Annotated in this window: 20 protein-coding genes and 1 tRNA gene; 11 read left to right on the top strand and 10 right to left on the bottom strand. The window is 40.2% G+C overall.

Going from position 1 to position 18,960, the window contains the following annotated elements; genetic code table 11:
• The first annotated feature begins 35 nt into the window (after positions 1–35).
• A complete protein-coding gene (locus tag BLR93_RS13110; RefSeq protein ID WP_139184424.1) occupies positions 36–161 on the top strand; it encodes a YfhE family protein in 126 nt (41 codons plus the stop codon).
• A gap of 351 nt (positions 162–512) precedes the next feature.
• Here the strand turns inward: BLR93_RS13110 and BLR93_RS13115 are convergent, their stop codons facing one another.
• Positions 513–794 carry a hypothetical protein gene (locus BLR93_RS13115; protein ID WP_093215399.1) on the bottom strand — a complete coding sequence of 94 codons (282 nt, stop codon included), beginning with the start codon at positions 792–794 and terminating at the stop codon, positions 513–515.
• A 139-nt stretch (positions 795–933) separates the two neighbouring features.
• Here BLR93_RS13115 and BLR93_RS13120 point away from each other — a divergent pair, with 139 nt between their 5' ends.
• Complete coding sequence (locus BLR93_RS13120; RefSeq protein WP_093215402.1) at positions 934–1,350, top strand: helix-turn-helix domain-containing protein; 417 nt, start codon at positions 934–936, stop codon at positions 1,348–1,350.
• Positions 1,351–1,856: 506 nt separating this feature from the next.
• Here the strand turns inward: BLR93_RS13120 and BLR93_RS18095 are convergent.
• Together BLR93_RS18095 and BLR93_RS13125 are read right to left on the bottom strand one after the other, a co-directional pair.
• Positions 1,857–2,018, bottom strand: coding sequence for a hypothetical protein (locus BLR93_RS18095; RefSeq protein WP_175559359.1), 162 nt, complete (start codon positions 2,016–2,018; stop codon positions 1,857–1,859).
• Between the two features lie 49 nt (positions 2,019–2,067).
• Complete coding sequence (locus BLR93_RS13125) at positions 2,068–3,330, bottom strand: hypothetical protein (protein WP_093215405.1); 1,263 nt, start codon at positions 3,328–3,330, stop codon at positions 2,068–2,070.
• Between the two features lie 331 nt (positions 3,331–3,661).
• Between BLR93_RS13125 and BLR93_RS13130 the strand changes: the two genes are divergently transcribed.
• The 3 genes from BLR93_RS13130 (at position 3,662) to BLR93_RS13135 (ending at position 5,825) form a co-directional block, all read left to right on the top strand.
• Positions 3,662–4,354 (top strand): Na-translocating system protein MpsC family protein, encoded by a 693-nt coding sequence (locus BLR93_RS13130; RefSeq protein WP_093215827.1) that lies wholly within the window; start codon positions 3,662–3,664, stop codon positions 4,352–4,354.
• Positions 4,355–4,551: 197 nt separating this feature from the next.
• A complete protein-coding gene (locus BLR93_RS18100; protein WP_175559360.1) occupies positions 4,552–4,725 on the top strand; it encodes a hypothetical protein in 174 nt (57 codons plus the stop codon).
• A 113-nt stretch (positions 4,726–4,838) separates the two neighbouring features.
• Complete coding sequence (locus BLR93_RS13135) at positions 4,839–5,825, top strand: DUF4003 family protein (protein ID WP_093215408.1); 987 nt, start codon at positions 4,839–4,841, stop codon at positions 5,823–5,825.
• Positions 5,826–5,901: 76 nt separating this feature from the next.
• Here the strand turns inward: BLR93_RS13135 and BLR93_RS13140 are convergent, their stop codons facing one another.
• Positions 5,902–6,126, bottom strand: a complete 225-nt coding sequence (locus tag BLR93_RS13140; protein WP_093215410.1) for a hypothetical protein — start codon at positions 6,124–6,126, stop codon at positions 5,902–5,904.
• Between the two features lie 281 nt (positions 6,127–6,407).
• On the opposite strand from BLR93_RS13140, the gene BLR93_RS13145 reads away from it, so the two are divergent.
• The 5 genes from BLR93_RS13145 (at position 6,408) to BLR93_RS13165 (ending at position 10,962) form a co-directional block, all read left to right on the top strand.
• On the top strand, positions 6,408–7,859 hold the full coding sequence (locus BLR93_RS13145) for an alkaline phosphatase PhoX (protein ID WP_093215829.1): 1,452 nt from the start codon (positions 6,408–6,410) through the stop codon (positions 7,857–7,859).
• Between the two features lie 24 nt (positions 7,860–7,883).
• A complete protein-coding gene (locus tag BLR93_RS13150; RefSeq protein WP_093215413.1) occupies positions 7,884–8,111 on the top strand; it encodes a twin-arginine translocase TatA/TatE family subunit in 228 nt (75 codons plus the stop codon).
• A 154-nt stretch (positions 8,112–8,265) separates the two neighbouring features.
• Positions 8,266–9,228 (top strand): D-2-hydroxyacid dehydrogenase, encoded by a 963-nt coding sequence (locus BLR93_RS13155; RefSeq protein WP_093215416.1) that lies wholly within the window; start codon positions 8,266–8,268, stop codon positions 9,226–9,228.
• A 419-nt stretch (positions 9,229–9,647) separates the two neighbouring features.
• Positions 9,648–10,370, top strand: coding sequence for a hypothetical protein (locus BLR93_RS13160; RefSeq protein WP_093215419.1), 723 nt, complete (start codon positions 9,648–9,650; stop codon positions 10,368–10,370).
• Between the two features lie 100 nt (positions 10,371–10,470).
• The gene (locus BLR93_RS13165; RefSeq protein WP_093215421.1) at positions 10,471–10,962 is read left to right on the top strand and encodes a hypothetical protein; all 492 of its coding nucleotides are present in this window, start codon (positions 10,471–10,473) and stop codon (positions 10,960–10,962) included.
• 699 nt (positions 10,963–11,661) lie between these two features.
• On the opposite strand, the gene BLR93_RS13175 is transcribed toward BLR93_RS13165, so the two are convergent.
• The 6 genes from BLR93_RS13175 to BLR93_RS13200 form a co-directional block, all read right to left on the bottom strand.
• Positions 11,662–12,831 (bottom strand): PP2C family protein-serine/threonine phosphatase, encoded by a 1,170-nt coding sequence (locus BLR93_RS13175; protein WP_093215427.1) that lies wholly within the window; start codon positions 12,829–12,831, stop codon positions 11,662–11,664.
• A complete protein-coding gene (locus BLR93_RS13180) occupies positions 12,831–13,664 on the bottom strand; it encodes an alpha/beta fold hydrolase (protein WP_093215429.1) in 834 nt (277 codons plus the stop codon). Before BLR93_RS13180 ends, BLR93_RS13175 begins: the two co-directional genes overlap by 1 nt.
• Positions 13,665–13,944: 280 nt before the next feature.
• The gene (locus BLR93_RS13185) at positions 13,945–14,835 is read right to left on the bottom strand and encodes a hypothetical protein (protein WP_093215432.1); all 891 of its coding nucleotides are present in this window, start codon (positions 14,833–14,835) and stop codon (positions 13,945–13,947) included.
• 14 nt (positions 14,836–14,849) lie between these two features.
• A complete protein-coding gene (locus tag BLR93_RS13190) occupies positions 14,850–16,211 on the bottom strand; it encodes a hypothetical protein (RefSeq protein WP_093215435.1) in 1,362 nt (453 codons plus the stop codon).
• A 783-nt stretch (positions 16,212–16,994) separates the two neighbouring features.
• Positions 16,995–17,067 (bottom strand) — tRNA-Ala (locus BLR93_RS13195).
• 159 nt (positions 17,068–17,226) lie between these two features.
• Entirely contained in the window at positions 17,227–18,090 is an 864-nt protein-coding gene (locus BLR93_RS13200) for a dimethylarginine dimethylaminohydrolase family protein (RefSeq protein ID WP_342720576.1), read from the bottom strand.
• Positions 18,091–18,411: 321 nt separating this feature from the next.
• Between BLR93_RS13200 and BLR93_RS13205 the strand changes: the two genes are divergently transcribed.
• Positions 18,412–18,936 carry a con-10 family general stress protein gene (locus tag BLR93_RS13205; protein ID WP_093215438.1) on the top strand — a complete coding sequence of 175 codons (525 nt, stop codon included), beginning with the start codon at positions 18,412–18,414 and terminating at the stop codon, positions 18,934–18,936.
• Positions 18,937–18,960 lie beyond the last annotated feature (24 nt).

Genomic DNA, 18,960 nt, shown 5'->3' on the forward strand with positions numbered 1-18,960 from the left:
GGCAATAATAGTAAAAAGCAGAAATGAGGGATAGCATGAAGAATAAGGAAAAAGGAATCAAGCCTCAGAAAAGCACCCTTTCCAAAACACAGGAAGTCCTGTACCAAAAAGAATTTAAGTCTGCCGATCGCATGTATTTCGATACGAAAAAAAGAGTTTAACAAAGAGCAAACAGGGTATTTTATCTATGAAAGTAAGTTGCCTGCATTCGTTTGTGGGTAACATTTATCCACGAGGTTGTGCACAGTGTTGATAAGTCACTTAATTTATTGATTTACCAGCTTTTTATTTGTTGATGAATTTCTTATTAACTTTTTGTCTATTGGCTGTGGATAATGTGGAAAATATCCACAAAGATTGTGTATAACCGTTTTATTATGTGGATAAGATTGTTAATAACAGGTTGCCCTACTCCTAACGTTTTTCCGATTCCTCCCCTTTTTCGGTAAGAGTTCGGCAATCTAAGTAAGGCTTCCGCCATCATGGAAATGGCGGAAGCCTTATTTTTTCATTTATACATCTGCTTTCATCCGCTTAGTCAGATAGGCATGGCCATTTTCCCATGCTTCGCTTTTTGTATCGCCAAACCCATAGCCCGCAATCAACCCTGAGCATTCCAATTCTAACACCGCTTGCCATACTGCCGTTTTAGTCGTATCGTAAACGTAAACAGCCAACGTCCCTCCTGCTTCCTGTTCCATCAGCATTTGCGTCTCTTCTAAACCCGGTACGCTTGCTAAATGTTCAGCCACCGTTGTTTTTTCTCCATGAAAAATAGACAAATATCCAACCAAACCATTACCCCCCTTAATTTGTTCTATTTGGTAACATTTTACTACAAGTTCACCTTAAGAACAAACATAAACGCACCTTTGTTTATAAATAATGTTACGATAACGATTAACAAATAAGAGTTCTGAGAGTGATCTGCGGATGAATTATGAGCAACTGGCATATAACCTTAAATACTTTAGAGAACAATCGGGCTGGACCCAGAAACAGCTTTCCGAGAAGATGAATGTGTCTCGTTCAGTGGTTACCAAATGGGAAAATGGAACAGTCGTACCCGATTTAAAATCGATTATAAAATTAAGCAGGATTTTTAATATATCTGTCGACTTGATTATAGGTATGGATACACCACGAGAAGACCTGCTAAAAGAATTTAATCGCATATATAATTCTGCTAGCGAAGGCATTAGCGTGGAAACATTGGAAATCATCGATTACTTATTCAAGCATCCCCAGTTAAAAGAACAGCTTAGGCGGATGAAGGAACTTCCCCTAAAAAGACAAAAAGCATTACATACATTAATTGAAACGCTGGTCGAGGAATTTTCGCGCGTGTGAAAGTAGGTATTTCTGAAAAGTCGGATACGCATTAGTACTGCGTTGCGGAAATACACGACGCTTTCCGCAGGCGGCTGGTGAGCCTCTCGCAGGAGTCTTCGTGAATTTCCTCCTCTGAAAATCTGCGTACCGTTTTCAACCAACAGCCTATCAGCGCAGGCAGAATACCGTAGACTCCAGGGAGAACAGAACGAGTCTGAAGACCCCGGAAGAAGCCGTTTTTGCTTCCGAAGAGGCTGAAGCCGTAACCACGGAAAGCGAAGTATGCTGCCGGCGGAAGTTAAGCACTGAGCCTTGTTCGAAGGAAGAAATAGAGTTGTCACCGGGACCGCAAGGTATATGATACATTAGAAAACAAAAATCGAACGAGTTCGAATACTAAGGATTTCGAATCATCGTTCGATTTTTGTTTTGACCGCTATCCTTTTGTTCCAATCTCTACTGTTACGGCGGGAAATAAAGCTTGCTAAAAGAGATGGAAATAAAAAAAGCCCGGTAAAACCGGACTATTTATTATTTGAATGCTTTTGGTTAAATTTTTCAAATACCTTATTAGCAACATTATCTCTTTCTTTTTTTTCTGCTTCTTCTAGTTCAAAATACAATCGGTCTTTTTCAGGCAGTTTGAAATATTCCTCTTTCTTCGAGCCCTCATTCTTTAGCGCCATTACTTCCTGCCCCTCTCCTGTTATTTATTATAAAGACTTTTCTTGCCCCCTACATCTGCGGGTTGATATCCGGGTCGAAATAGTTTTTTCTTTTCACCCAGACAAAACCATCGCCTTTGGTAATTACCGCTACATCTATAGGAGGCCCCACTGATTCTGTCGCCCTTGTTAGTCTTTTTTTGAAATAGGTGAGGTTGACAAGAGCCTCAGCCATCTCAGCCAACTCCTCTTTAGGGAGTGACCGGACAATTCCTAATAAGGGCTTCACATAGTTGTCATTTTGATATTCTTCTACTGAATCTTGAATTGATTCATATAACTCCTTACCCATTTTTTGAATGTTACTAACCTGTTCTTCTGAAAACTTAATATTTAAATGCTCTTGCAGCTGTTCATGATAGCCAAGTAGTACCTTGTCTATGATGCCGAAAATAGCATCTTCCATATTCGGCTCAATACCGCCCATAAACGAATCAACCATATCTCTCTGGGCGAACGCAGTAATCGATGCCGTCCCGGCATCTTTATCGTTCGTATAGCTGATTTTCTTTTCTCTCAGCTTTTTATACTTCATTTGGCCGAATATAAACCCTTCCAGGCGATACTCAAGCATGTGAGGAAAGATCTCATTTTCTCCATAACCAGCCATTACTAGACCAGAGCTTCCAAGACTGAAAAAGTCCTTCTTTATCGCTTCATAAGCTAAGCGATTTAATCTCTCCTGCAATGATTTAGGAACGTTGTAGGCAATTAGTTCGTTCTTTATTTCCGTAATTACACTGCTGAAAGTATCCTTGAACTTTTGATAATCTATATCAAGAAAATCTTTTTCCATCTCTTGAAAAGAGGAAATATCTTTCTCAACTGTCTCTTTCAACAATTCGGTTACCTTACTGTCGGTCATATCTTCGCCTGCTTGCTTTCTCCGGGTGATTTCCTCCTCTACCTTAAGCACCAGCCGCTTTAAAATATCGGAGAAGGTTCTATGTACAATGATTTCTTCTATTTCATCGGCTTTAAAATGGGCGTCATTATTCAGGAATGACAAAAAATCTGTAAAGTAGTCATTCAAATCATCAAACTTTTTATCCTTCAGTTCGGTACGATAAGATTTAATGATAATTTCCCAAGGCACTTCCATAAAAGACGCTGCTCCATATACCATGAACCCTACGGGATGGTTTCTGGATAATGAAAATAGTTTATTGGCCGAATTATATACCTTTTGCACTCCTTCTCTGCCGCTTGTCACGGCACTATCGGCTGCTAAAGACATACCAAGTTTATTCATTATCGTTACCTCTGCTGTCATTTACGACCCGCCTTTCCATTTCTCCTATCGTTATTTCTTATAACCTAATTTCTCCAGGATAAAACAGAAGGCCCTTTACTTGAGGCTAACCTATCCATTTTTTGCATAACCCATCGAATGATGGTTCAGTATATAAATGGAAGCGTACTTATTTATACCTTCATTTGCCTAAAAATGCATCCATAAGCCTATGGTAATTTTAGAAATATGACATAAGTGCCAAATATATAGTAGGAAAGTAGTTTGCCTTACATTTAAGTGTGGAAATGTTATAATTAACTACGGGGATAGAAAAATAATGTTCTATCCTTATGCAAAAGGAATGAAAGCAATGGATAACAAATCAATCGAAGCAGAGATTGCTAGTTACACAGGCAAACTATTCAGAGATAATTTCGGAAAAGGGCCATCATCCCTTTTTGTGTCTGTAGTAAAGCCGTTTATAACGATTCATTTACGGGATTTCCTGGCACCAATGGAACGGGTGCTGGTCAACCAAAAGAATGATCTTAAAGTGCAGGAGACGAGAGACCTGCTCATGCAGGAGTTGCTTCCCGATATAAAAGCAACCATTAGGACGACAGCACAAGTCGATATTCAAAATATTTATTATGACTGGTCCTTAACAAATAAAACAGGCATCATTATCGCCGAGATGTCTGAAGAAGAGCAGAATATTACCGAAGACTATCTCAGCTATCCGGCAAGGGATAAGGTGCATGAAGAAATTGTCCGTTTTAGTGAGAAGGCACAGAAGGCTCCAAGCAGTCTCTTCTCGCTAATGCTCAATCCGCGGACACTTATGATTGTCCGCAAAGGAATCCTTGTCCGGATTGAAAAGGAATTAATCAAAGCAGGATTTGAAGAGCAGCTTAAATTATCAAAGCGGCGACTCGAAAAAAGCTTGCTTAATATCGATTTGCTGGAATCTTTGTTAGGTGTCCAAATAGAAGATGTCTTCGCAGATTGGGACTTTGACCTTGATAAAGGATATATCGCTTTAATATTAAAACCAGAAAAATAATCAGGTGGAAATGGACTGGACAAATAGAGCCAGACATAAGCCGAAAAGGAAATGACTCCTTTTCGGCTTTTTATATGCATAGGTGAATTATGGAATAACGGAATAATATGAAGTGCTATACCTGAACTCGCGGCTGCACATCCGCAAGCGAGAGGCAATCGCTCCAATCACGTTAAACCTTAGTAGGAGTTGATATCGTGTATAAAGTGGTAGGAATCGTAAAAGCCGGAATAGAAGTTGAATTTTTTCAACAAAATAAAGAACTCGTTTTTCCAACATATGAAGAAGCAGTTGATTTCATTGAAGAAACGAAAAGGAAAAAGATGCTTCCAGAAAATTACCAATTAGTCATAGAAAAAATAAAAACATAAAACGATTTTACATATTGTTTTCTTTTGTGATCCGGTAAGGGATGAAACTTTATGGTTGAAAGCGTCGTATACATTATAAAGCCTAATAAACACCAAAAAGGAAGTGTTCTTAAATGTATACGGAGGAGCTGCAACAAAAAACCGATGCATACGTAGATATTTATCAACAGCTGAAAACCAACTTAAAGTGGAAGGTTTCTGACCAGCGGATATTCATGATTGCTGCCTCCCTTTATATCGTCAACAATCAAAATTTTTGTTTCAAGCGGTTTTCCCGTTTAGCTAATCTTATAAAAAAAGAGTCTGGGCTTTTCTCCTCTCTTAAATCCCATTCAAGGTTCACTACAGCTGCCATGCTCGATGTGCAGTTTTCCCATCCAGAGGATAAGTTCCAGGAAATGATAGACATATATAAGCAGATGGTAGAATTCGGTTTCCGCAGAGGTGCTTTCACATACATAGCAGCTTTGGTGCTTTTAACCAATGAAGAATCTGACTATACTGCCCGCATCAATAAAGCCGATGTCATCTACCAAAGCATGAAAGACGAGCATATCTTTCTGACTTCGACAAGTGACTATCCACTAGCTGCTTTGCTTGCTCAGAGAAATGGCATAGTTAGCGAGCTGACCAGCCGAATCGAAGCTTGTTACAGCCTGCTTGACAAAAACGGTTTCAGAAAAGGGAATGACCTTCAGTTTCTTAGCCACATTCTTGCATTAGACGAGGAAGAGGAAATTGCCCATTTAGTTGAACGTACTGCCAGCGTTTCTCAGCAATTTGACCAGGCAGGGATAAAAAGAAAAACAAAATTCTATCCCTTGATGGGAATGCTTGCCCTACTTCCCGAACAGTCCATAGATTTGCAGGCGATTGCCGCCGTTATTGATCGCTTAAACAAGCAAAAATTGTTCAAATGGCAGAAAGACATGAATGTAATAATGGCTGTTAACTTCTACATGAGTGATAAAATAGCCGACTCCAGCGTATTGAATACAAGCTTATCCACTTCTATGGAAACAATCATACAAGCCCAACAGGCGGCTATGATAGCAGCTGTCACCGGGGCTTCTGCAGCTGCCGCTTCCAGCAGCAATTAATGACTGCCAGGTATTCAGCCTGGCAGTTTTTTTTCGCAATCAATAAAATTTTTGTTCCTATATGCAAAGAAGCCCCTTATCTTGAGGCTTCTTCTGCTAACTGCTGAAAGTATTCCCTTAAGTATGTTTTCAACTCCTGATCTTCTAAGCTGGCAATCTCTGATTCGGAGAAGGTGATTGTCTGCTCTCCTTGTTTGTCATAGACATAAAAGGTCGGATCGACATTATCTATACTGGCGGTTTCCATGCTGTTCATTTTTACCATCATATATCTTGTTTCTGATTCTGTAGACTTTTCCACGTATTTCTCCCCCTCTCCAGCCATTATAATATACTTTCCGGGAAAAAGGGAATCCTCTTACAGAAATCCCTTCCAGATTCTCCCTGCTAGGGAAATTTGCTCATACTCCTCTCTTTCCATACTGCCGTCTGTATCTCCCGCACCATTACTTTCGCACCCTTTTATCCCGATTAACAAAGGCTTAACAATAACTAAATAGGGGCTTAATAGAACCATGCTAGCTTGATAATAGAAACTACTTACTAGAATCTCAGCATACTACTCTAGGAGGCATGTTTGACTTGGATAAACAAAAACATAGCATGGACCGGAGAAATTTTTTGAAAGCGGGAAGTATGGGCACATTAGCTTTGACATTAACTACAACCGGTTTGTTTTCTCTCGCTTCAGCCCCATCCGTTCAAGCTGGCCAAAAAAAGAAGCCGAATTCGACCTTTAGCGGCTATGGACAGTTAGAAAAAGATCCTGGCGGTATCCTCGATCTTCCCAAGGGTTTTCAATATCGGATTATTTCCGAAGAAGGCGGCAGGCTGTCAGATGGACGCCCTATTCCTTCTGCATTTGATGGAATGGCAGCTTTCCCTGGAAAGCACAATTCTACCATCCTTGTCCGCAATCATGAATTAACCGGGAATACAGATTATCCAGTCATCGGTAAAAATCCATATGATAAAGACAACACTGGCGGAACTACTGCTCTGGTTGTCGGTCCTAATCGGAAAGTAATGGATGAATATGTCACATCTTCAGGAACGATCCGTAATTGTGCAGGAGGCGCTACCCCTTGGGGGACATGGCTGACGTGTGAAGAGACGATGGAAAGAGGGCACGGCTATGTGTTTGAAGTCGATCCCCAAGATCCGGAAAACAAATTATCACGAACACCAATCAGGGAAATGGGCGCCTTTTCCCACGAAGCGTGCGACGTAGACCCATCTACTGGAATCGTTTATTTAACGGAAGATTCTTCTCCAAGCTTTTTATATCGTTATATACCTGTTGATTCCAGCCCGAGGCCAGGTGCTTTGCAAAAGGGCGGCACACTGCAGGCAGCAGCAATCGAGGAAACACCAGGCAGGTCTGCGGAAGCTTTATATCCAGAGAAGAAATACAAGATTGTCTGGAAAACGCTCAACCCGGAAAAAGCCAGTGACGATGCCGAAGCGAAAGACTGTATTCAGTTCAGCCGGCTGGAAGGCTCCCAGTTCTCTGCTGGGGTTTTCTGGTTCAGTGATACGTCGGCAGGCTACACGGATGGACAACAAGGGCGCATTTACCGTTACATCCCTTCTACCAACCAACTAGAGCTCTTCTATGAAGCAGCAAGTGCCAATCAAATGGAAATGCCCGACAATCTCTGTGTAACACCTTGGGGCGATGTCTGGTTTGTTGAAGATGGACCTGGGAGCGACCGGGTGATGGGCATTACTCCGGAAGGACAAGTTTATCAATTTGCCGAAAACCGCTTGAACGATTCAGAACTAGCCGGTCCCACCTTCTCGACAGACGGAAAAACCTTTTTTGTAAATATTCAAACCCCTGGTATTACCTTTGCCATTTGGGGACCATTTGCCAGAAGAAACGCTGGACGCCAGCGCCAGATGGCACATGCCGCTCCTCCAGCCGGTTTTGGTCCTGCCATTTCTGATCAGCTTGCTGTTTTTGCTGAACACCAAGGAATGTCTGATTTAGAGGCAGCTGCCTTGCAGCGCCACGGTGTACCTATATTGTAAGTACTATGACGAAGGAGGAACGCTATGATCCAGAACATTGGTATCCCCGGCTTGATTTTACTAGTAGTGCTTGCTTTGATTGTTTTTGGTCCATCCAAACTTCCCGAAGTCGGTCGGGCCTTCGGCAGCACTTTGAAAGAATTCAAAAAGGCAACGAATGAGCTTGTCAGTGATCAGGAAGATAAGCAGCATCCTCCCGACAATAACAAGCTGCAAACGGCGGATACAACTACAACAAAAACCCATAGTTGATAAAAAAGGAAGCTGGCTTTCTGTCAGCTTCCTTTTAGTATGTATATTGGTAACAGCAAATTTCAAGCAGTCTTTCCAGTCATCATGTTAGAATACAAATAATAAACTAGCCGTCTTGAATGGAAAAAAATCTATGAATGATGGGGTGGTAAAGATGAGTAAACGAAAAATTATCCTTGCCCAGGATATCGAGCAGCAGTTATATGACCAAGTACGACAGGCAGCACCTGATTGGGAAATCATTGCCGGAAAACATAAAGACTCGTGGCAGGATCACCTGCATGACGCGGAAATAATCGCTGGCTGGAAGCAGGAAATGGAAGAACCTTGCCTACAAGGGGATTCTCCACTGCGCTGGATTCAAAGCTGGAGTGCAGGCATTGACAGCTATCTGCTTGAAAGGCTGTCCGAGCTAGATATTTTATTAACCAGCGCCAACGGTGTCCATGCCTATCCGATTTCGGAAACCATATTTGCAATGATGCTGAGCCTGACCCGAAAGATACCTTCCTATATCAGGAATCAGCAAACAAAAACATGGTCACATGAAGGCCTCAAGCTGGAAATTCACGAAAAAACGATCGGGATCATAGGAATGGGAGCAATCGGTAAAGAAACAGCGAAGATTGCCAAGGCATTTGGCATGAAGGTGATTGGCGTAAGGCATTCCCATAAGCCAGAGCCATTTGTCGACAAGATGGCAGTAACAGAGCAATTGAATACCATCCTACCGGATTGCGATTATGTTGTTGCCACCGTACCGCTTACAAGGGAAACGCAACACTTATTCGGCCGAGAACAGTTCGCTGATATGAAGGTGACGAGTTTTTTTATTAATATCGGCCGTGGCGGGGTAGTAGATGAGCACGCTCTTGTTGACGCCCTGCAGGCTGGACAAATTGCCGGTGCCGGCCTTGACGTCTTTGAATCGGAACCTCTGGAAAACAACAGCCCGCTATGGAATCTCAAAAATGTAATCATCACTCCCCATACTGCTGGCTCAACCGAATATTATGATAAACGGGTGATTGAAGACATCTTTATCCCAAACCTGGCAGCTTACATAAAAGGTGGAAAACCTTCCGTCAATTTGGTCGATTATGACAAAGGGTATTAACGGAAACTGACTTATTGCTTGTTATAAACCATGAAAGTTTCAGCCAAAACTGCAAAGAGCCCCCTGCGGCAATAAACCACAGGGGGCTCTTCCTGTTAAACGGATTATCTCCTTCTAAACGCTCTTCTTTCCGCATAAGGAACACATTTATAACAGATAATCACTTTCTCTTCACGATCATTTATATATTCAGTGGGCTTTGCTGCCTTTTGGCCGCACATCGCACACTTTTTCTTTTTGAATAGATTCAACATAAAAACAATCCTCTCTATCGTTGCTACATTATCTATTTTACATGGGCATGCAGCAGTGGTTCAAATCAAGCGGACGATGTAGCATTACAGAAAGTTTACAGTCAGGCAACCTGGGGAAACGTTTAAAATGACCTAAAAACAGACTTGGAGATGGAGGAAAACCTAGTGACTGCTGGAAGCATCATCATTGGCATCTGCTATTTAATCGTCCAATTATTTTCAAATAAAATCATTGCATCCTCCCGGATGGGCCCCGCCAGATGGCTATCTTTTTCAGGAGGAATTGCCGTATCCTATGTATTTGTATATGTCCTGCCTTCTCTCCATAAACAACAGGAGGATTATGGTGATAAGGCTGGCGGACTGACCATGGAGACTGAGCTCTATTTCATCGGTTTGATTGGGGTTATTGTCTTTTATGCCATCCATAAGGCCGCCGATAAAGCTGAAAGACAACACCCGAATGGAGAAGGCAGCTTCTTTTGGATTCAGATCTCCTTTTTCGGCTTATACAATATGCTGATCGCCTTCATAGTATTCGGATCAGATATCGAGGGAGTTGAAGCTGCTTTTTATGGCGTTGCCGTCGGCTTCCATTACATGGCGGTATCACACGATTTATGGCGGGAGGATTCGCGCAGATATGAAAAGTTCGGCAGATACATTCTTGCCTTAGGGATCTTCATCGGCTGGGTTGCTGGTATCCTGATCCCATTTCCTTCATTCGTCCTTGCCCTGATTTTTGCATTCATCTCCGGGGCGATGATTTTGAATGTGCTTAAAAAAGAGCTTCCATCAGAAGAAAACGCCCACTTACCAGCCTTTTTGATTGGAGCCTTAAGCCACACAGCGATAACACTGGCGCTCAAATATATGTTTGATTGGTAAAAAAATCCTGACCGATCCGTCAGGATTTTGCTGTTTCTTTACATTTTCTTAAGAAACTCCTCCCCCCAAGGAACGACTGTTAGAACAGGAGAGGATAACCATGAAAAAAAAAGCAACGTTATTTACAGCTATCCTGGCGGCATCTGTTTTATTGGCAGCCTGCGGAAATTCGGAAACTGGAACAGCTGAAAAACAGGAGGAGCGAAACAGTTTTACAACCGGACAGGAACCAATGACAGTGGAAAAAGAATCAGGTAGCTTCCATCTGCTCGCCAAAATCTATTCACGCTCTTCTGATACGTTGACCGTAGAAGGCCGTTTGACCTATACAGGGGAAAAGCCAGCCACGATCCACCATGGAATGGCAATGATGCGATTTGGGATGATGGACCAGCAAAAAAATGAATCTGTCGATGAAATGGTTTTTCCGGATATTGCTTATAAAAGCAAAGTAAAACCTAGTCAAACTTTCCATGAGAAACGAACTTTCAACCTGGATGAAGGTAGGAAATATGTACTGACCATCGAATCAACAATAAGTGAGAAAAAACCGAAAATCATCTCCTTTGATCCTATAGCGATTTCCTGGTAATTATGGCGCGAAGTGCAGTCAGAAAACCTGCCATTCAAACACGAAGGCACCGAAATCTGTCCTCACCTTCACTAGGCGGGTTGCATCACTGCCAATAAAACCTGCAGAGGATGAAGGAAAACTTGCGATTTTCCTGGGTTGCTTCCTGGTTTACGCTTGTCGGACAGCTCCTGTTTTCATCATGCAATACTATTCACAGGAGAGCGGCGGTAAGTGATGTTGAGTTTGATGGTGAGTATGATTGCCGGCATTCCCAGTATAATTACGACTTCGCGGGCTCAGAAAAGACGGAACCAACTCAAGAAAGAATAAAAAGCGTTTATAGAGGAACTTTTCTGTGGGAAGTCCCTCTTTTCATATCTAAAAAACCACCTGTACTGAAACAACCTCTCCAGCATTTCGTCTTAACTGAAAACCATTAGAAGGATTTCCAACTTCAATACTTTATTGGCTCTTCTCGTTTTTTGATTAACTTAACGAATTCATTGGTTTTAGAAGCATCTGGCACTTCTACGGCACTCCCATCTGAAAACTTTAGAATTACTTTCATCAAGCCCCCTCCTTACTTGTTAGAAATTCGACAAATGGAGGATGATTCTTCTAAAAATACACCGATGGATAAAATTCAAACGGAAAGAACCACCTCTCTTAGCTATATACGAGAAATGGTTCTGGTTCATGCGATAAAGATAATCGCCCTCACTTTAAGTCGATTAATATAAAGCACTGATCATCTTTTTGGTAGTAACTATTTTCTTTCTGATTAAGTTCCAGTAATATTTCTTCTTTCATTTGGGATACAGCATTCCTAGATTTCATCAATAAATCCTGCAGATAGTTGTACCCGATAAGTTCCGATACTCCATCCGTATATAGCAACAATCTAGATCCTTCAGCATACCGGATGGTTTTGGAATTGTACTTAATTCCCTCAAATGTGCCTAGAGGAGGGTTTGTTGCACAGAGTTCTTCTTGCCGCCCATTTTTATCATGGTAAATTGCTGGCGGATGACCTGAGTTGATATATTCAATCGTATGCTTTTCCGTATCAATAAAAAGATATATAGCAGTACAGTAATGCCAAGCCTCCTCATCATTATGAAATAAGTAATGTAAATGACTATCCAATTCTTTCATCACTGAAGCTGGCTTCATTCCCTTGGGAATCACCTTTTGGTATAAGGATTGTAAAGACATTGTTACTAAGGCGGATGATATGCCATGCCCCATCACATCCAGTAGAATCACGCCATATTGGTGGTTATTGATTTGATAGAAGCCATAGATATCTCCTGATAGTTCCTTTGATGCCTTATAATAGGACTCAACCTGCATACGGTCATTGGTAAAAGCGTCTGTCAAAGACGTTTCCTGGATTTTTTTAGCCAGCTGTAACTCATTTTGATTTTGCTTATTGATTTTTATTAATTGGTCCTGTTTCGCTTCCAGTTCTTCCAATGCGATTTGTTTTTTATTTAGAGCATCTTTGGCAACTTTGTTGGCAAGTAGCAGTTGATCTTCATAATCGTTTCTTCTTTGCATTGGAAGGAAGGCACAATCGATAAGTTTATGTCGGCTACTCTCATTCATGGAAGCATTTAGGAGGATTGGTATCTCTTCTGATTGGTGATTGGTCGCCAATGAAAGATACATTTCTTCGACAAATCCCTTTTGTGTCACCATCGGGATAAAATATAATTGAAAAAACACCCGCGCTGAATTTGATAAGATAACATTTATATGCTGTCCGACCAACTCATCCCGTCGATACCCAAGGAGTCGCAGTAACATCTCATTCATCGAGACGATTGCACCTTCAGTCGACAAGGTGAGAAATCCGCAGGGTGCCTGATTTAGCTGTTCATCCATTAAGTAAGACCACCTATTTTCTCTGATTTACGCTCTTCTAGATAGTTATGCATTAATTCGACGGTCTCGTCAGGATGACTCATATGTGGACAATGACCTCTGGCTTTCATATAACGTATGGTGCTTTCAGGTAATTGTTGGTGCATATAATCACCTACTACGGTAGGTGCAATTACATCTTCAGCACATTGTAATATCAAGGTTGACAGGGTAACTTTCGGCAATTCCTTCCGGTTATCTGCAAAGAAACAGGTTTCCGCAAATCTGCGCGCAATGACAGGGTCTGTGGAACAAAAGCGATCTTCCAGCGCTTCAGCAACTTCCGGATGCTCCGCGTCATTTGTAATAGTAGATGCAAAGGCGTTTGCCCACCCGATGTAATTTTTGTCCATCATGTCAATTAAACCGAATAACTCTTCTTTTTCAAATCCACCAAAATAATCTGGAGGATGATTGAGATAGCAAGGGGATGGTCCTATCATGATAAGGGAAGAAAAATAATCAGGCTGGCGCAGGGAAGCCAACATACCGATCATACTCCCCACAGAATGCCCGACTAAAATGACATCCTTTAAGGCCAATGCAGAACAAATATCAAGTACGTCCTGTACATAACCATCAAGTGTACTGTATTTATCGTAGTCAAAGGCTCCTAAATCAGATTTCCCCATACCAACATAATCGAATAGGATGACTTGATAATCTTGTTCAAATGATTTCGAAACCATGCTCCATACCGATTGATCACAGCCAAAGCCAGGCGCAAATAGAATAGGCTGGCTCCCTTTCCCTTTAATCGTGACATTATTTCGGGCAACGATATTACGGTCCATAGCGGCTCCCCCCTTTTAAACGAAAGTTTTATTTAATGAATTATCTCATAGATAATAAAGTAATTTCTAGTTTAAAGCATAGTTATTTCCACTACCATATACTGGGGGTGCATGGAGAAGGTAATCAACAAGTACGAAGACTTTCTAGAAAATGTCTAACATACTATGTTGGTCCTTTTCGTGTTTACAGAAAAGGATTATTACTAAAAATAAAAGCAGGCATCCACTAAGATGAAATGGATGCCTGCTTTTATTAGAATTTCTTAACTCATACTAAATGTCAAATTTTGATATCTACACGCGAGTTGTGAATGGATGACACATTGTAAGAATTAAATTGTTCAAACTGGTTTATAAATCCATTCCAATCTTCCCTAAGTAACTGAATACTTTCATCTACGCTTGCTTCAGATCTTTTGTCCCATGAGCCACCCATTTGTTCTTTTTGAATCTCCTTGTAACCATTCATCACTTCTTCGTAATGATGTTGGAATTGATTAGACAGTTTTAATTCTGAGAACAACTCACTGTACTGTTTTTGCTCAAGTTGCACGATATGGTTTCCTTCTCGAATATTATGAATGGAGGTTTTTAAGCGGTCTGCTATATCCCCTAAAGGACCTGCTTTAGACTTATCTCGATTATAAATTATTTCGTAAGTTTGTAATGACTTGTCTACTGTCTGCTCCAACCGATCTTCTATGAATTGATTAGATACATTTTTCATCTCCTCTGAAAAAGAAGGCGGTAATGCCCTTTCTGCTATTAAATTGAGTTTTTCTTTCGTTTGAAGATGGTACATGCTTTCTTTTGAACTAGTCCATCCACTCGAGAAAAAGTCTTCATTCCTGGTTATTGCTTTCTTTATAAGTTCCGAAAGCTGATTCTTTTCTTCTTCAGAAACCCCTTCTAACTCTTCAACAAAAGAAGAATAATATTGATTATAATCAGATTCTAGCCTCACTGAATTTTCATCTTTAATCTCGGTCACTTCTAGCTTTGAGGACTGATTTATTTCTGCACCAACTACATCAGAGAGAAGTAACTTATCTAACTTTATGTTTGAAGAATTATTGACGCTTTCTCCATTCGATAGTTGCCGTGGTATATTACGATTCGTTTGATTCACATTAATCTGTTGGCTGTTAAAAACATTGGTTAATTTCGACATTATTTATCCTCTCCTTAGTGTGGCTGATAAACGGAATAAGCAAAGTGATATAATGAATCTTCATTCGAATCTACTACCTTTCCATTAGAGAGCACAACTATAGGGATAATATCAAAATAGTGATAACTAACATTATTGTTAAAACCGTATTCTCCAACTGCCTCTTGAATGTTAGGAAATTCTATTTCAAAATTCCCATTACGGTCTGTGGTCCCCGATTCTATATATACTCGATCGTTTAGTACTGTGGCAATTCGGACTTCTACATTTGTGTTAGGAACTGACAAACCATTCTCATCAAAGAGTTGACCTCTAACATTCATGAAATGCTCAATTCTCCATTTATTACCATACCCGTAATTAAGATACCCCTCTACATTATCATCTGTATCAATATTAGATATCACTGCATCTTTAGCTTCTCCTGCACGTTCTCTTATATCTAAAGTATAAGATTGTTCTGCGTCATAATCTCCGCTAGTTGATTGTACCCTTAAAAGATATACTCCTTTTGGGAAAACTATTGAATAATTCTTATTATCCTCTAGTCCAGCTAGAGAATTTAATGCAGGGTCAAAAATATCGAGTTGATAGTTACCAGTTGCAGGGTTATCTAAATTAACTGTAAGAGTCTTCTCTTCATCAAGTTCTAACAACACCCAATCCATATCAAAACTATTATCTAAGGTTTGACTCTCATATACATTGTTTAAATATGCTGGTGCTTGCCAAATATTATCATCTGGTTCAGATTGGTCAAAGGATGGCGAATGGCGGACGGTAAATGTGAAAGGAGATTCACTGTCAAAACCTGCAGCTGAATTAACAGCTATATAGTACACTCCTCCTTCACTTAGTTTACTCAACTGTTCATTTTTTGCAGAACCGTAACTTGAGATTATTTCTTCCTCTAATGTCATAGTTTCTTCATTTAATTTAAAAAGATGTAAATCATAGTCTACATTGGCAGATTGTACAGTTTGGAGGATTACTGTGAGTTTTCCTGCATCGGTATTCTCAAAGCGATACCACTTTTGTTGCCCCTCTTCTGTTATGTAATCTGAATAAACACTTCCAATTTCGATGAGAGCCGCGGTGTTTGGCGAATCGTTACTTGCTTGGATAGAAGCTTGACCTGTAACCCTTTGATGATCACTTTCCAGATTTAAACCTTCTTTTATTACGGAACCAGACTTATTATTTAATATTTCTAATTCCCCTTCTGGTTTTACAAATGACGGATTTTCATTTTTTCCCAAATCATCTTCAAAAACAACTTCACTTAAATCAGCCTTCTCTGTAGCCAAAACCGTATTAACAGTGAGAAGCGATGGAATGGCAATAACTACGAGTAACAAAAAAATAAGTTTTTTCATTTAGGTCTCTCCCTTTTTTGGAAATAAATTCATATTATTTATATCGTATTAAGGAGATTTTTTTAAAGCCTTTTTTTGTCAATTAGTCCATTTTACCTATTATATATAAACCCAATAATTCTATTTGTTTTTTACGAACTTAGATTTGTGTAATAGCAAAGGAGGGTGAAATATATGAACAATTTTCCACAATATAAGGCCGCTGCGTTAGAGGAATGGGTATCCAACTGGCACATCTCTGGAATGGAAACATGTGATTTATGAGTCTATTGAAATTAAAGTGGAGAATAACATCGTCCAAACCGAAAATGGACAAGTTGTAGTGAAAGTCTTAAAACAAAATCTTCAAAGGATTCGGTAGTCATGTCAGAATGGTATATGGATCTTTGTGAGGAATGGGGATTGAAAAGTGAAAGCTGGCGAGTTCTGGGAAGGTGGTGGCCATAATTATTTGTTCCATAAAGGTACAGGGAAGCCCTCATACTTCGCACCCCTACTACAAAGTGGAAAGACTAATTACATGACCTTCTTCGTACAATGGTCGCTCTGTTGATGGAAGAAGATGAAGTAACCTCCCAGCCATTGTAAAACGAGCCAGACATTCAAGTACAAAAATTACTGATGAAGTCTATGGTCACATCTCGAAAAAGAGAGAAAAACGAATGGCAGACCAATTTAACAAATATGCACCTTTAGAAAAAAACCGCCCCCAAGAGGATAGAAATCATCAAAACAAAAAGTCTGCACATATAAAAACCCCTTGATAGCCAAGGGGTTGAATGATGGAGCATAGCGGGCTCGAACCGCTGACCTCTACACTGCCAGTGTAGCGCTCTCCCAGCTGAGCTAATGCCCCGTATTTTTTTAATAATAATTTGTTTACTCAGACAAGAAATATTATATAACATACTCGATTGGTTTTGCAATAGGCTGAACTGAAAAAAATATTGCCAGCTAATGCTTTATCACAATTCAAAAAAAGAAGCCGTCATATGATTATGCGGCTTCTCTGCTATTAATTGTTGGTCCGTAGAATGGGAAGGCTGCAGCACCGGAACGAACCCCCAGATTTTATTATTTCGGAGAACTCTACTTCAATTACTGTGAAGCCTGCCTTGCGCATCTTTTCGTTTACACCGCTATTTTGCGGGAGACTGATCACTTTCCCGCCTCCAATTGAAAGTACGTTGGTTCCCATGGTGAATTGTTCTTCCGGCGAAACTTCAATGATGTGATACTGGTTCTTCAATTGTTGATAATCTTCTGCCTGAAAAGCACCTGGATAAGCAATTGCCCATTTAGGGCTCAGAATATTAAGCGCACAATCAAGATGTAAAATATCCTTATGAATTGGAAGCGGTTTAACTTGATAATCAGGAAGCTGTTTGTTTAACGCATTAGCAGCTTTTCGTGACGTTCTTTTGCTGATACCTACCCAGACTATGTTTTGGTCAACGAGGACATCTCCGCCTTCAATAGAGTGTTTAAATGGCTGAATATATGGGATTCCGCTGCTGGCAAGCTGTTCCCTCAACACCGTTAACTCGTCTCCACGAATATGATTATTCATTTCCGACAAAAACAATTGATCATTGATACAAAAACCAATGTCCCGTGTAAATACTTGTTCATTTAGTTTTTTGTGAGGCTGCAGTTTAATGACATCAGCGCCTTGCTCTTCTAAGACCTTAATAAAAGCTTCATGCTGGTCTACCGCTTTGTTGACGTTTATATTTTCCCCGATATAATGGCGTTGTGTCTCATTAATGATTTCCCTAATCTCCATAAATTGCGGAGAACAGACAAACAATTTTTCCAATTTACTATACTCATTCTTACAAACAATTTCAGTTGTGTTTGCTTGTGATTTTGTAATCAACTGGGTTACCTCCATTAATTCGAATAATATCTTTTTTATCTATAAGGAGCTATTCCCTTTTCCTTATGCGCAAAAACTGCCGGCCATTCCTTTTTATTAACTGAATCTTCCGACAATTCATCGCAAAAAAATTGCTAATTTGTAATGGAGTTTTGCCTTCCCTCAATACGGAACATCCTAAAACCTTCCAAATTACCCGCGTTATTTACATTTATTTCTAGCTGGTTAAGAAAAAAGTAGCCTTCTCATCTGGATTAGTTTAAAGAAATGCATACGTGGAACTCGTAGTAGTGAAAACAATTTAAAGGAGGAAAGATAAAGATGGCAAACAATAATAAACGCAGAAACAATAAGATGTCTGTAGAAGAAGCAGGTCAAAAAGGCGGTAATACTGTTAGTAATAAGTATGACAAAGACCATTTCCAGGAAATCGGACAAAAAGGCGGCAACACTGTAAGTGACAAATATGACAAAGATCATTTCCAGGAAATCGGACAAAAAGGCGGTAACACCGTAAGCGACAAATACGACAAAGAACACTTCCAGGAAATCGGACAAAAAGGCGGTAACACTGTAAGCGACAAATACGACAAAGAACATTTCCAGGAAATTGGACAAAAAGGCGGTAACACCGTAAGTGACAAATACGACAAAGAACACTTCCAGGAAATCGGACAAAAAGGCGGTAACACCGTAAGTGACAAATACGACAAAGACCATTTCCAGGAAATCGGACAAAAAGGCGGTAACACCGTAAGCAACAAATATGATAAAGAATTCTATGAAGAGATCGGCCAAAAAGGCGGTAATAGCAGATCTAGAAACAATAATAACAGCAAAAGATAAATTCATCAACTAATTTGATAAGAC

Origin of the sequence: Sediminibacillus albus, assembly GCF_900101125.1 — a bacterium.
Lineage (GTDB): Bacteria > Bacillota > Bacilli > Bacillales > Amphibacillaceae > Sediminibacillus > Sediminibacillus albus.